Below are 13,472 nucleotides of genomic sequence, written 5' to 3'. Positions count from 1 at the left end.
GTGCGAAACAGCCTTTGACAAGGCCGGGCGTCGCCGTTAATATTCGCCCCGTTCACACGATTCCTCTGTAGTTCAGTCGGTAGAACGGCGGACTGTTAATCCGTATGTCACTGGTTCGAGTCCAGTCAGAGGAGCCAAATTCGAGAAGCCCGCTTAAGGAAACTTAAGCGGGCTTTTTCATGTTTCTTTGAGAATCCCTTCGTGATTTTGATTCAATGAGCAAGCGCGAAAAATCTTCCCGGTGCATTTTCAGTTTTCCCTCCATATCGGGCAAATTTGGCGCTCAGCACGTAACACGGCGCGGACATAAAAACAGCCGGATACCCTGAACGGCGCCAGCGTTGCACCAGATGCAAAACTACGTTGTATATTCCCCGGATTATCACCTCTGACATTGTCGTTTAAGTTAACTGCACCCGACACGGGATGTAGTTTCCTAATTAATGCCGTTAATTTCAGGAGAACGATAATGAGCCATTTCACTACCTCAGATCATGTTCGCATCGCGTATAAAGATTGGGGCAAAGGTCAGCCGGTTGTTTTCTCTCACGGATGGCCGCTTTCCGGAGACGCCTGGGACGCACAAATGCTTTTCTTTGGGCAGAACGGTTTCAGGGTTATCGCCCATGACCGCCGCGGGCACGGCGCATCCGGGCAGCCCTGGGAAGGCAACAACATGGACCGTTACGCGGACGATCTGGCCGAGCTGCTCGACCATCTTGATCTGCATGATGCGATACTGATTGGCCATTCAACCGGCGGTGGGGAAGTCGCCCGCTATATCGGCCGTCACGGATCTTCCCGCGTGGCAAAAGTGGTGTTAGTCGGCGCGGTTCCACCGCTAATGCTGCAAACGGCTGATAACCCGCAGGGCACGCCTCTGGAGGTTTTCGACAATATCCGCACCGGCACCGCAGCCAATCGTTCGCAGTTCTTCCGCGAGCTGGCGGTACCGTTTTATGGCTTTAATCGCGAAAATATCGCCACCAATGATGGCCTGGTCGAATCGTTCTGGCGGATGGGGATGCAGGGCGGCATCAAAGGGGAGTATGACTGTATCCGCGAGTTTTCCGAAGTCGACTATACGGACGACCTGAAAAAAATCGACAAACCTGCCCTGATTATTCACGGCGATGACGATCAAATTGTGCCCATTGCTGCGGCAGGCATTAAGAGCGCGAAGATAATCGCAGACGCTGAGCTGAAAATCTATCCCGGCGCCAGCCACGGTCTGGCTCAGCTAAATGCCGGGCAGTTTAATCAAGATGTGCTTGCGTTTATCCGCCGCTAGTTTAGATAAATAACCAGGCGTACTGCTTTAGCCTGGCTTCCCGCAGAAAATATCAGTTTCCTCTGCCGCCTGCTGGTTGAGGAACTGATAAATAAAATCGACAAATAATTTCACCATTTTAATGTCGCGGCGGCTTGGATGATAAAGCGCATACACCGCGGATTCATCTTCGTCAGCGGTAACATCAGCGCGTATATCCGGAAACAGCGCTAACAGGTCGCCGCGCTGAACGTCGTTATTCACCAGCCAGTCAGGAAGCAAAGCAATACCCTGCCCGCCCAAAGCCGCCTGCCTGAGTATCTGAGAATTGTTGCATCTAAGGTTTCCCTCAACGCTGACGCCTTCCGTTTTATCGCGGAAGAAAAACCATTTTGTCTGACCGGAAGAGTAGGAGAAAAGCAGGCAATTATGGCGTCGTAAATCGGCAGGCAGCAATGGCACGCCTTTTTCAGCAAGATAGGCCGGGCTGGCGCAAAGAACTCGCTTTTGCAACAGCAGCTTTTTGGCAATGACGTTTTGCGCAGAAATTTTCCCCAGCCGGATGCTGAGATCCAGTCGGTTCTCAGCCAGATCAACCACATCGTCAGTAAAAGTGAGTTCAAGCCGGATAAGCGGATATTGCTTCATGAATTCAGGCAATAAAGGGGCTAAATATTGCAGTGACCAGGATACCGGCAGGCTGGCTCTGAGGATCCCGCGGGGCATACCGGAGTGGTCGCGGGCTTCGTAGTTAGCGTAGGAGAGATCGGCCATAATCCTGCAGGCATGCTGGTAGTACCGCTCTCCGGCCCCGGTTAACGATACCTTTCGGGTTGAGCGAACCAGCAGCACCGTTCCAAGATATTGCTCAAGCGTGTCAATTTGCCGGGTGACGGAAGAGGTGGCAAGCGACAGGCGCCGCCCGGCGGAAGAGAATCCGCCTTCCTCAACCACCGCGACCAGCGCCTGTAAGGACGAAAACATATCCATAGCTTTAACTTTCTCGTATAGGAAAAACGCCTGGGTGAGTCCTTACATTAGCCTGTTTTGAGTGAGGAATACCAGTCAGCTTTGCGTGCTACGCAATAGTGTTTCCGGTTTTACTGGTATTCTCCGCTAGCGCTGAGGCTGTTATGGTTAACGTCAGCAGCCAGACAGTTAATTATTATTTATGCCCTTACCTGGGTGGCATAAATAAAATGCGGAGGTGCCTGTGTCAGATATTACCCAACCTAAAAAAGCCATTATTATTGGCGGTTCCCTTGGCGGACTTTTTGCCGGAAATATGATGAAAAAAGCCGGATGGGATGTGGATATTTTCGAACGCTCGGCAAAAAATCTCGATAGCCAGGGCGGTGGCATCGTGCTTCAGCCGCAGGTGGTGGAGGTGATTCAGGAAAGCGGCGTTAATAAAAAATGGGATGAGATGGGCGTTCGTTCACAATACCGCATTTTTTATAATCCCGACGGTACGGTTGAATACAAACAATTAGCGCCACAAATGCAAACCTCATGGTCGTTAATTTATTCGACATTACTGACCACCACCGGCAAAGAGAATTACCATCAGGGGAAAAAACTGCAGCGTATCGATTCGCAAAAAGAGGGCGTTACCGCGTGGTTTGAGGACGGTGGCCATATAAAAGGCGACATTCTGATTGGCGCCGATGGCAATAACTCCACCGTCCGCCAGCTGCTCTGGCCGGGTGAAACCCCGACTTATTCTGGCTATATCGCCTGGCGAGGGCTGATTCGTGAAGATCGGCTGCCGGAGCGCGCCCGGCTCGATCTTCATGGCAACTTTGCGTTTGCCGATAATAAGGGATCGCAGATTCTGGGCTACCTCGTTCCGGGGATAAATAACGATCTGCGTCCGGGGCATCGGCTTTATAACTGGGTGTGGTATCGCGTTATGGACGACGCGACTCGCGAATCGGTAATGACCGATAAAAATGGCGTAATGCGCGGGCATTCTCTACCTGAAGGCGTCATCGCGCAAAAATGGAAAAACCATATTTATGAAGAGGCCGCGCGGATGCTGCCGCCAGGGTTCAGAGACGTGGTGCTGGCGACAAAAGAGCCTTTCGCGCAATCTATTCGCGATCTGGCCGTTGATAGCATGGTGAAAGATCGGGTGCTATTGCTTGGCGATGCGGCGTCTATTCCACGCCCACACACGGCGGCAAGCACTTCCAAGGCGGCGGCAAATGCCCTGGCATTACGGTGGGCATTTCTGAATTATCCTGACGATATCGATGCCGCTTTAGCGCGCTGGGAGCCGGAGCAGCGGCATCTCGGTAAATACCTGAAGCAGGTGGGAATGAACATGGGCAACCGCCTGATGTCAATTGATATGTCACCATCATCAGGATATTAAATATCAATACGCCGTAGAGCCCGTAATGTATTTCATCTTTCGCCTAAATAATCTTTTAACGCAATGATGTTCCCGACCCACTCATAGCCAGCAGGAGTCAATATGAATATTACCGTCAAGCTCACCTCTGATTTTATTTGCCCGTGGTGCCTTATTGGCGAACGCCGTCTGCAAAAGGTGATTCGTCGTTTACCCGATGATGTGGAGGTGACTATTCTCTGGCGGCCCTATGAGCTTAATCCCACGATGCCGGTAGAAGGCGTCGATCGTAAGAACTACCGTTCCGCCAAATTTGGCAGTTGGGAGTACAGCCAGTCGCTGGACAGAAAAACCATTCTGGCTGCCGCGGAGGATGATATCGCGTTTAATTACGACGCAATGCAGAAGACGCCGAACACCTTCCGCGCGCATCGTCTGATGAATCTGGCCCACCGGCATGGCGCCGCTGATGCCGTCGCCAATGGGATTTTCCATGGCTATTTTGAGCAGGGCCGCGATATCGGCGATGTGGACGTTCTGGCTGATATCGCTGCGGAAAATGGCCTCAACAGAGCGGAAGCGCGGGCTTACCTCTCCGGCGATGCTGGCGTAAAAGAGACCAGAGCGGCAATCAGCTTCGCCACCGGGATCCGCGGCGTACCGAATTTTGACATTGAAGGCGAGACGATTTCCGGCGCGCAGCCGTTAAATCTCATCGAGGATGCCATCATGAGGGCGATTGCCCGTAAATCTCAAGAGAAGCCCGCGCTCTGAACGTCTGATGCTCTTCAATCCCTGCATGGTGAGGTTGCTAAAAATGATCGATAAAGAAACAAACAGCATACGCATTTATGGCCGGGCGGGATCGCCGGAAGGCTATCTGCTTCGGGACTATCTGGCGCGTAGCGCGGTTACCTTTGAATGGATTGAACTAAATAGTGAAGAAGAGTGTTTATCGGCATTAGGGGTGTCAGGGTTCAATGACCTGCGTCTTCCCGTTGTTGAATTTCCGGGACAGGTTCGCCTGTTCGCCCCGGGAGTGCATGATATCGCCGCTTATTTAGGCCACATCACGTTGCCCAAATATCGTGAATATGACGTCTCCATTTACGGCGCGGGCCCTGCAGGGCTAAGCGCCGCCGTCTATGCCGCATCCGAAGGTCTGCGAACCATATTAATTGAGCGCCAGGCTCCAGGCGGCCAGGCGGGTACCAGTTCATTAATCGAGAATTATCTCGGTTTTCCCGAAGGGATCTCCGGGGCTGCGCTGGCGGACCGGGCCCGTAAGCAGGCGATTAAGTTTGGCGCTGAATTGGTAACCATGAGTGAAGGGGTGAAGGCCCATTTTAAGGATGGCAAAATCCATGTTCGTCTTGCCAATGGCGAGACGCTGACCGCCAGAACCAATATCTGCGCTACCGGCGTTGAGTATCGCCGCCTTAATTTACCCCGGGAAGATAAGTTCCTCGGGCACGGCCTGTTTTATGGCGCCGGAGCAGCAGAGGCGCCTTATTGCGCGAATGACCATGTTTATGTGGTGGGGGGCGGCAACTCGGCAGGCCAGGCGGTGATGCACTTTGCTGAATATGCTGCTCAGGTCACGATGCTGGTACGGGGAAGCAGCCTGTCTCAGACATTGTCGACGTATTTAATCCAGCGTATCGCCTCAAAAGCCAATATAAAGGTCATCTTCAATAGCGAGATAGCTGAGCTGGACGGTGAGGATTCCCTCGCGGCGATTACTCTTCACGACCGGTTATCGGGTGGAAAAAGTCGCCACGCCTGTTCCCGACTTTTTGTCTGCATTGGCGGCCAGCCCAACACCGACTGGGCCAGCGAAACGCATATTTTGCGCGATTCTGAAGGCTATTTGCTAACCGGGTCCGATCTCTCCGGAGGGAGCAGCTGGCCCGAGAACTGGCCATTAGCCCGCCAGCCATTTTATCTGGAAACCAGCGTGCCCGGCTCTTTTGCCGCGGGGGATGTCAGACATGGTTCCGTGAAGCGCGTTGCGTCCGCCGTTGGCGAGGGGGCGATGGCCGTGACATTTGTCCATCGCTACTTACAGGAACAGGGGTGAGCGCATGTCAGCAACCGTATCCTCACCGAAGGCATCTTTCCCGCGCTATGCGGGTAGCCGGCCCTACGTCTCATCACGATCTTCTGTCGGCCTTCCGTTTACTGACCGCTTAATTGCCGTTCTTAGCTTTGCGCACTGCGTTAATAACCGACAGAATAATCGATTGAGAATGCAGAAAATCTGCCGGGAAGATGCAATCAAAAATCCCCAGGCGGCGCTTGTCATACCGATTATCCGACGTTTATCCCCTAAGCCGGCCTTGTTTTTTCCAGATTTGCTCCAGCGCGCGGTTGCATTAGCGACTTTACCGCCGGCAAGGACAGAAAGTAAAAAGTAGAAAAACCAGCGTATATGCTTTTGTTCGGAAGATGCGTTGACTTTCTTCGTTTCATTAGCAATTCTTTTTTGTAAAAGGACTAACGTTGGAATAATACATTCGTTCGCAACGATCGTTTGGTGGTGAGAATAATCATAAAAATTCTTTGGCGGATCGCTGATTAAACAATAAACGGACGGTGTCATTACACAATCATACGAGCCAGGGCCATTTTGACAGGTTACTTGATTATATGTATCAAGCTCCTCGCGGATTTTTTGGGCAGTATTATTGTCGGCATCTCTGTTATAAATAATGTAGATTTCGCGGGTTGTTTTCGGCACCAGCGCGAGAATTAATTTATCATTGTAGGTGGCATATTCTGCCAACTCTTGCCGCATACGATGAGCCCAGGCACACGATGCCAAATTTAGCTTTTCTTGAGCACAATGCCGATCGTACTGGCGAAGCTGATTTGCCAGATAGGTGCTTGCTTGTTGGAACTGTTGAGTGTCATCCTGCAGGTGCCGTTGATTCTCTCCAGCGCCGGTATCTGCAACAAAAAATACCGCTGCGACAATCGCCATTGAGTACCAAATATGATCGTAGAAATGGCGAAATCGGTCCTGTAAGCTAAAGATATCCGTAAGAATGATAAATAAGTTCCAGCCGGTAATTAATCCCATGATGAGCAGGCAGGTCATGCCCACCGCGCTACCTAAATAGCCTGCACCCCAAACGTTATAAATCTCTGGCAAGAATTGAATTTTAGGCCAATACCCTAAGACCGAAAGCGTTCCCGGAACGCACCAAATAAATACCCCAGCCAGCAATCCTTTCCATCGTCCAACGCAGTAGGCGGCGACCATAGAAAAAACAAAAAGCAACATCAAATATATCAACAGAAAGAAAAATAAAAACCCGATACCATATTGGATATCAAAGGCCGTGATCATGGCATAGCCGCTGGAATCGATTGCTGGAGGTGTAACAAGGGATATTCCTGTGGCATCTAACGTTTGCTGGATGTTATAGGCAACACCAATAATAAATATTACGTATGGGATTGTGAAGGTTACCATCATTTCGCTCTCCTGCTCTTTCCTGATATCTTCAGGGCCCCTTTGAAACCGCAGCGGCAGCGGCCTGTAGGCAATCCTGCCCTGGATTGTGAACAAGGGTCAACCAATCGCGAAAAAAATCACATCGCAAAGAATACTTCATCTTTGGCTCTTAATAAGCGTTCCATTTAAGGCGAAAAATTTAGTTTTTGGGGGTCAAATGAGAGAGACAAACATTGCATTTAGTCCGCGAAGCTATATTTAAAAAGCCCGCTTAAGTTTTCTTCAGCGGGCTTTTTTGTCGTTTGCCGCTCTCTCAACCCAGAGCATTAAATTTCCCTGCGCGCTGACCCGCCAGGCCCCGGCAGCGCCGTGCCAGCCCTGGGCCGCAGCGCGCCTGTTTTTACGAGCGCGGCTCGTTGCCCGCGCTCTCATCTTTCCCGCGTCGGGCGTCGAACTGCAGCAGCCTCCCGGTATTCAGCAGTACCAGCAGCGTGCTGAGATTGTGCAATATCGCCGCCACCAGGGCTCCCGCCGCGCCGAGCAGCCCCATCGCCGCGGCAATCACGATTAAAATGGTCCAGCCAAGGCCGATAAATACGTTGACCCGCAGGGTGGCGCGGCACTGGCGGCTGAGCCTTACCGCCAGGGGCAGGCGGCGTAAGTCGCTGCCGGTCAGCACCACGTCGGCGGAAGCCAGCGCGATATCGGCGCCGTTGCTGCCCATAGCGATACCGACGGCGCCGGCCTTGAGCGCCAGCGCATCGTTGATCCCGTCGCCAACCACCATCGGGCGCCATCCTTCACTGACGGCCCGCTGCACCTGCTGCAGCTTTTCGGCCGGAAGAACTTCGGCCGCCAGCTCGCCAATTCCCGTCCGTTGGGCCACGCGCTGCGCGACGGCCAGGCGATCGCCGGTCAGCAGCAGGAAGCGGCCGATGCCGAGGTTTTGCAGCATCTCAATGGCCTCCGGGGCCTCGGGGCGGATCGTATCGTCGAGCAGCAGCCAGCCGAGAAAAACGCCGCCTTCAGCGATACCGACCGTCGGGCCATCGTGGTCGGGGAGCGGCGCGACGTCGATCTGATAGCGGTCGAATAGCTCTCTTCGTCCCAGCAGCGCCCGGCCGGCATCGGTGGTGGCGACGACCCCCAAACCCTGAATCTCCTCCACGTCCCGCAGCGGGATCTCTTCATCTGTCGGAAGCGCGCCGACCATCGCCCGGCTCACCGGGTGATTACTTGCGGCGCCCAGCGCCGAGGCCAGCTGTAGCAGAGACTCGCGCGGGCGCGAGGTTGCCGAAACCACGTCGACCAGCCGCAGACGCCCCTGGGTCAGGGTGCCGGTTTTATCAATAATGACCGCATCAACGTCCGCCAGCTCCTCAAGAAAGGCCGCGTTGCGGATCAGGATACCGTGCCGGGCGGCCACCGCGATCCCCGCCATTGAGGTGGCCGGGGCGGAGAGCACCAGGGCGCAGGGGCAGGCCGCGACCAGCACCGCCAGCATCGCCTGGCTGTCGTAGGTCAAAAACCAGGTCGTCGCGGCGATCAGCAGCACGAGGATCAGATAATGTCCGGCGTAGCGTTCCAGCATTCGGGTGATGGGCGGTTTTGCCCGCTCGGCGTCCTGCATCAGCGCCAGCACTTTCCCGAGGGTGGAGTGCTCGCCCGTATGGGTAATCTCGACGCGCAGCAGGCCGTTGAGGTTCAGCGTTCCGCCGAAGACCGACATTCCGGGGCAGACCTCCGCCGGGACCGATTCACCGGTAATGGACGCCACGTCGAGGCTGGCATTACCGGAGAGGATCTTCCCGTCGGCGGGAATTTGATCGCCCGGGCGAACTTCAACCACGTCGCCGGGGCGCAGCTGCTGGCTGCCGATATTTTCCAGCGCTCCGTCCTGGCGCAGGCGTCTCGCGCGGCTATGCGCCAGCTTGCTCAGGCCGGCGATGGCCTGGCGGGTTCCCATGACGCTGCGCTCTTCCAGAATATGGCCGAAAATCATGATCACCGGCAGCAGCGCGGCGGTCATCAGATCGCCCAGCGCCCACGCGCCCAGCATCGCCAGCACGATCAGCAGATCGGTCACCCCGTGGAGATCCGGATGCAGCAGGCTGTGCCAGCCCGCCCGGAATACCGGCACGGCAACCAGCAGCCAGGCAACGCCGGCCAGAATATCGCCGATCGCCGGCTGATCCGGCGCGACGGCGCGCCAGAGCAGGCTGAGCAACAGCAGCCCGATGGTTATCATCGCCAGCGTCAGCCGGCGCGCCATCCGCCGCTGCTCCGCAGGAGTCTGGAGATGACTGCTGAAGTGGATATGCCCGTGGCTACACGACTGGCTCATGGTGATTTCTCGCTGGTCGGCGGGGTGGCCGGCTGGGGGGGAAGGCCCTGAAGGATCAGGCGGCTGTCGTCTCCGGGGGCGACGGTAATAACCTGTCCGGCCTGCGACAGAATGCGGCTGACCGCGTCGCGCCACAGGCGTAGCAGCAATCCGCCGTCGCTCCCGTCGCGCCGGGTTTGCGCCAGCTGCAGGATGGTTCGGGTATCAACGCTGGCCTTCGCCAGGGTTTCCTGACGGCTGGCTTGCGCCTGCTGAATGGTGCGATCCGCCTGCTGCTGCGCCTGCTGGCTCAGCAGCGTGGCCGCGGTTCGTGCGCTGGCGATCTCCTTATCTGCCTGCTGGCTGGCGGTGAGCACGGCGTTGAAGGCCGCCACCGCGTTCGCCGGCAGCGATGAAACGATATCGACACGCTCAATGACGATGCCCGGATCGTTGCCGCCGGCGGCCATCTGCGCCAGGCTTTGTGCCATGTTGTGCCTGAAGTCGCTGCGCAGGCGGATACGCTCCTCCGCCGAGTGGCGATCGTTCTGCGGGGTTTCCGGTCTGGCAACCAGAATCGCGTCCAGACCGCGCTCCATGCAGACGACCGCGGCGGCGCGTTCGGTCAGGCGATCGATCAGCGGCTCGATATGCGGACGCTGTAGCGCGAAGCGGATCGGGTCGCTGACCCGCCAGAATACGCGGACATCCAGCTGCACCACGCCTTCATCGCCGGTTAAAAGATAGCCCGCTCCGGCGCCGGCATCGCCGTCCCGCTCCCAGTTGTTGATCCGCTCCAGCTGCTGGTCGCGGCGCAGCACCGCCACGTCCCGTTCGAGAATGCGTTCGGCGGCCGGCACCAGTTCGATGCTGTTGACGGGATGCGGCCAGGCGAACAGCAGCCCCGCGTTCGCCACGCGGATCGGCCTGCCAAACTGAAAGACCACCGCCCGGCTGTCGGGGGCGACCGGATGGATACAGGAGAACAGCCACGCGCCGGCGGCAAGAATAGCCGCGCCATACAGCGTAAAGAAGGCGATGCGGTATGACTGTCCCCAGGGCGTTGAGCCAGGCGATGCTGAAGTCATGGCTGCTGCGTCCCGGTCAACGGCGTGGGGCCCTGCACCAGGGTGCGGAACGGCTCCGCATCGGTACGCAGCACCAGGCGGGTGCTGGCGTTAACAATCGTGCTGAGCGTATCCAGCGAACGCAGGAGGTCATATAGCTGCGGGTCGCTGGCCCGCGCCTTGCCGTAGATGCCGGCCGCGTCGCGCTGGGCGTCGGCGCTAATGGCCGCCGCTTTCACCGCGGCGTCGGCCTGCAGAATGCGCGCATCGCGATCCGCCCGGGAATGAATTTCCGCAGCCTGACGTTTGCCTTCGGCGGTGCGTTCGGTGGCGATGGTTTCGCGCTCGGCGCGCATGCGATCCACCGTGGCGTTCAGCGTGACGGCCGGTAGGGTCAGGCGCTCGATCCCGGTCTGGATCAGTTCAATGCCGTAGCTTTTCAGCAGCTGGGCCTGCAGCTGCGACTGCAGCTGGCTCTCCAGCTGGGCTATTTTGACTTTGTTAGCGTCGACGTTAACGATATCCGACAGCGCGTAGTTGCTGGCGGTGGTCTCCAGCGCGGAGCCGATAAAGGTGCGGATTTGGCGGGCGGCCTCATCCGGCTGGTTCTGCACGGCGCGAATAAAGCGCAGCACGTTGTCGTTATCGGGTTTGACCTTCCAGATAACCCAGGCCTGCACCAGCACCCGTAATCCGTCGCGGGTGCCCACGTCCTGCAGGCCGCTGGAGGTGGAGCGAATGCGCAGATCGACGTCCAGCGGCGTTTCAAAAGGCGCCGGCAGCCGCCATGACAGGCCGGGGGCGAGCAGGACGCGTACCGGATCGCCAAAGCGGGTCACCACGGTGGCGCTCCCGGCGCGGACTTCCAGCAGGCAGGCGGTTAATACCGCCAGCGTGACCAGAAATGCCGCCACGCCGAGGCGAATGCCGCGCCTGCGGCGCAGCGGGGCAGGCGGAGAGATCTGCCGCTTAACGGCATTCGGGGCTACGTGGGTGGCGGTTATCGCGCGGATCTTCATGGTGTGCTGGCCTTCTGTGGGGCGGTACTGTCGGATAAAGCGGGATACTGACGGAGATCGAGCACCGGTTCGCTGGTCCCCTGAAGATGGTTATCGAGGATCAGCAGCGGAGTATGGGCCAGCGCCTGGCTCAGAATGTGATAGCGCCGCTCGGTAATAAACGCCTCTCCCGCCTGCTGCCACGCCTGCTGTTCCGCAGAGAAGGTCACCGCGGCGGCCCGCGCCCGCGACCGGTTTTCGGCGGCGGAGGCCTCGGCGTTATTCAGGCCGGTCAGGGCGTTACGCTGCGCTTCGCGGCCGACCTTCTCCGCATAGCCCTGTTCGCGCGCGATCAGCGCATTTGCCGCGATTTGCGCGGCCTGCACCCCGTGATAGGCGTTGGCCGCTCCGGCGGGGGGATGAATGGCCTCTATGCGGGTGAACAGCAGCTCCACGCCGGTATTGAGGGTCGTAAGACGCTGCTGGATTTGCTGGCTGAGCGCGGTAGCCAGCGTCGCCCGCTGCTCATCAAGCAGTTCATCGAGCTGCTTGCTGGCAAACTGGGTCACCAGTATCTGACGGGCGATGCTGCGAATCATCACCGCCAGGTCTTCGGTCTGATACTGGCTGTTAAGCGCATCCCGATCGCTGAGGCCAATGCGCCAGATCACGCGGATATCCATATTCACTATCTGGAAATTCTGCTTGTCCATAGCGGCGCTGGCGATGACCTGGGACTGGTCCGTGGCGTGGCTGCTATCCCAGAGCCGCCAGCTGCTCTGCGGTGCCGGGCCTTCTGCGGCGTCGTTGGGCTGGAGATCCACCTGCGCGGCTTCGGCGATATCGCTGAGCTGGAGTTCATGCACCGCGCCGTTCTCGACGGCGACCACCCGGCCAAAGGGCCAGGGCAGCCCGGCGTGCAGGCCGGGAGCCAGAACGGCGATCGGGCGGCCAAAACGCTCATATATCCCGCGCTGATGCAGCTGCACCTCCGTCAGCCCGCTGAGCAGCCAGCCCAGCGCGGCGATCCCCGCGGTCACCGGTAAAAGCCGGCTGCCCATCAGACGAAACGCCTGAATCTGGCGCAGATCGACGCCAAAGCGCTGCTGAAATGAGTCCAGCGCGCGCAGCAGCGGCCGCGGCGGCCACTGATACAGCCCGGCGAGCAGGCTGTGGGTCAGAAAGCGGGGGGCGGCGTTCGGCGGGAGGGGAGAGGCCATCGCGGTCAGGGCGCGCAGCACATATTCCAGCGCCACCAGCAGTATCATCAGGCTCGCCAGCTTAATACCCCACAGCGCGGGCGCGGGGAAAGCCATCGCCGCCAGCAGCGAGAGGGTGAGCAGCAGCAAGAGGCTGAGCATGAAGCGAGCGAAGCTCACGTGCTGCTGCTGATGAGGCCAGTCGCGAAGGGGGCGGAAGCTGAGCATGCGTTCGATCAGCAGCAGCGTAAAACAGAGCAGAATAAAGAAGGCGACGGCGATCAGCCGCGGGGCATCGGCCTGGTCAACGGACCGGTCATCCGCGATATTGGCGATGGCAAAGGCGCCGGCCAGCGCGGCGGCGATCAGGGTGGTCGCCAGATGCTGATGGAAATGGCGGAGCCAGGCCTGCACGTTTTCCGGCAGCGCGCGACGCAGAAGAGTCGGCTCTTCCTCCGCGCTATTGGCGGACGGCGAGTCCTGCATCCCGCCGCCTTCGCAGCGTAACGCGTTTTCCACAAACGCCAGCGCGACCAGCACCGCGGCGAGCATCAGGCGCGTCACGGGCAGCCAGAACCCCGTGACGGAAAACAGCTGCAGGAAGAGATAAATCGCGCCGGAGATAGCGAGAAGGCAGTACAGAATAGCCTGTGCGATAAGCAAACGTCGGCTTCGCGAAGTGACCCGAGGGCGACTCTCGGGTGAGGGGGGCTGCGCCATAGACTCTCCAGTTGATCCGTCCTTGCCCCCTCAACCCGGGCAAACGATCTGCTGAGGTTACTGCTGAGACGAAGAACCG

10 protein-coding genes and 1 tRNA gene are annotated in these 13,472 nt (G+C 57.7%); 5 read left to right on the top strand and 6 right to left on the bottom strand.

Annotated features, from left to right (window positions below; translation table 11 throughout):
• The first annotated feature begins 61 nt into the window (after positions 1 to 61).
• A tRNA-Asn gene (locus NWP14_RS12860) sits at positions 62 to 137 on the top strand.
• 332 nt (positions 138 to 469) lie between these two features.
• Positions 470 to 1,291: an alpha/beta fold hydrolase gene (locus NWP14_RS12855; RefSeq protein ID WP_375215432.1), complete on the top strand. Its 822-nt coding sequence runs from the start codon at positions 470 to 472 to the stop codon at positions 1,289 to 1,291.
• A 27-nt stretch (positions 1,292 to 1,318) separates the two neighbouring features.
• On the opposite strand, the gene NWP14_RS12850 is transcribed toward NWP14_RS12855, so the two are convergent.
• The gene (locus NWP14_RS12850) at positions 1,319 to 2,260 is read right to left on the bottom strand and encodes a LysR family transcriptional regulator (protein WP_375215431.1); all 942 of its coding nucleotides are present in this window, start codon (positions 2,258 to 2,260) and stop codon (positions 1,319 to 1,321) included.
• A 223-nt stretch (positions 2,261 to 2,483) separates the two neighbouring features.
• Between NWP14_RS12850 and NWP14_RS12845 the strand changes: the two genes are divergently transcribed.
• The 3 genes from NWP14_RS12845 (at position 2,484) to NWP14_RS12835 (ending at position 5,706) form a co-directional block, all read left to right on the top strand.
• Entirely contained in the window at positions 2,484 to 3,647 is a 1,164-nt protein-coding gene (locus NWP14_RS12845) for an FAD-dependent monooxygenase (protein ID WP_375215430.1), read from the top strand.
• Positions 3,648 to 3,749: 102 nt separating this feature from the next.
• A complete protein-coding gene (locus tag NWP14_RS12840) occupies positions 3,750 to 4,400 on the top strand; it encodes a DsbA family oxidoreductase (RefSeq protein ID WP_375215429.1) in 651 nt (216 codons plus the stop codon).
• Positions 4,401 to 4,443: 43 nt separating this feature from the next.
• A complete protein-coding gene (locus tag NWP14_RS12835) occupies positions 4,444 to 5,706 on the top strand; it encodes an NAD(P)/FAD-dependent oxidoreductase (protein WP_375215428.1) in 1,263 nt (420 codons plus the stop codon).
• Between the two features lie 63 nt (positions 5,707 to 5,769).
• Here the strand turns inward: NWP14_RS12835 and NWP14_RS12830 are convergent, their stop codons facing one another.
• From NWP14_RS12830 to hflK, 5 genes are all read right to left on the bottom strand, one after another.
• On the bottom strand, positions 5,770 to 7,107 hold the full coding sequence (locus NWP14_RS12830; RefSeq protein ID WP_375215427.1) for a hypothetical protein: 1,338 nt from the start codon (positions 7,105 to 7,107) through the stop codon (positions 5,770 to 5,772).
• Between the two features lie 379 nt (positions 7,108 to 7,486).
• Entirely contained in the window at positions 7,487 to 9,430 is a 1,944-nt protein-coding gene (locus NWP14_RS12825; RefSeq protein ID WP_375215426.1) for a heavy metal translocating P-type ATPase, read from the bottom strand.
• The gene (locus NWP14_RS12820) at positions 9,427 to 10,497 is read right to left on the bottom strand and encodes an SPFH domain-containing protein (RefSeq protein ID WP_375215425.1); all 1,071 of its coding nucleotides are present in this window, start codon (positions 10,495 to 10,497) and stop codon (positions 9,427 to 9,429) included. The genes NWP14_RS12825 and NWP14_RS12820 overlap by 4 nt, the downstream gene beginning before the upstream one ends.
• The gene (locus NWP14_RS12815) at positions 10,494 to 11,495 is read right to left on the bottom strand and encodes an SPFH domain-containing protein (protein WP_095101147.1); all 1,002 of its coding nucleotides are present in this window, start codon (positions 11,493 to 11,495) and stop codon (positions 10,494 to 10,496) included. Before NWP14_RS12815 ends, NWP14_RS12820 begins: the two co-directional genes overlap by 4 nt.
• A complete protein-coding gene (hflK, locus tag NWP14_RS12810) occupies positions 11,492 to 13,393 on the bottom strand; it encodes a protease modulator HflK (RefSeq protein ID WP_375215424.1) in 1,902 nt (633 codons plus the stop codon). The genes NWP14_RS12815 and hflK overlap by 4 nt, the downstream gene beginning before the upstream one ends.
• Between the last annotated feature and the right edge of the window lie 79 nt (positions 13,394 to 13,472).

Source organism: Klebsiella sp. C349492 (assembly GCF_042055345.1).
Lineage (GTDB): Bacteria > Pseudomonadota > Gammaproteobacteria > Enterobacterales > Enterobacteriaceae > Klebsiella > Klebsiella scottii.
The sequence above is the reverse complement of the archived record's forward strand: the minus strand, read 5'-3'. Positions and strand labels throughout refer to the sequence as shown.

Excerpts from the sequence above, each read along its gene's own strand:
- NWP14_RS12855 (WP_375215432.1), top strand. The coding sequence starts at position 470 with ATGAGCCATTTCACTACCTCAGATCATGTTCGCATCGCGTATAAAGAT.
- NWP14_RS12850 (WP_375215431.1), bottom strand. The coding sequence starts at position 2,260 with ATGGATATGTTTTCGTCCTTACAGGCGCTGGTCGCGGTGGTTGAGGAA.
- NWP14_RS12840 (WP_375215429.1), top strand. The coding sequence starts at position 3,750 with ATGAATATTACCGTCAAGCTCACCTCTGATTTTATTTGCCCGTGGTGC.
- NWP14_RS12835 (WP_375215428.1), top strand. The coding sequence starts at position 4,444 with ATGATCGATAAAGAAACAAACAGCATACGCATTTATGGCCGGGCGGGA.
- NWP14_RS12830 (WP_375215427.1), bottom strand. The coding sequence starts at position 7,107 with ATGATGGTAACCTTCACAATCCCATACGTAATATTTATTATTGGTGTT.
- NWP14_RS12825 (WP_375215426.1), bottom strand. The coding sequence starts at position 9,430 with ATGAGCCAGTCGTGTAGCCACGGGCATATCCACTTCAGCAGTCATCTC.
- NWP14_RS12820 (WP_375215425.1), bottom strand. The coding sequence starts at position 10,497 with ATGACTTCAGCATCGCCTGGCTCAACGCCCTGGGGACAGTCATACCGC.
- NWP14_RS12815 (WP_095101147.1), bottom strand. The coding sequence starts at position 11,495 with ATGAAGATCCGCGCGATAACCGCCACCCACGTAGCCCCGAATGCCGTT.
- hflK (WP_375215424.1), bottom strand. The coding sequence starts at position 13,393 with ATGGCGCAGCCCCCCTCACCCGAGAGTCGCCCTCGGGTCACTTCGCGA.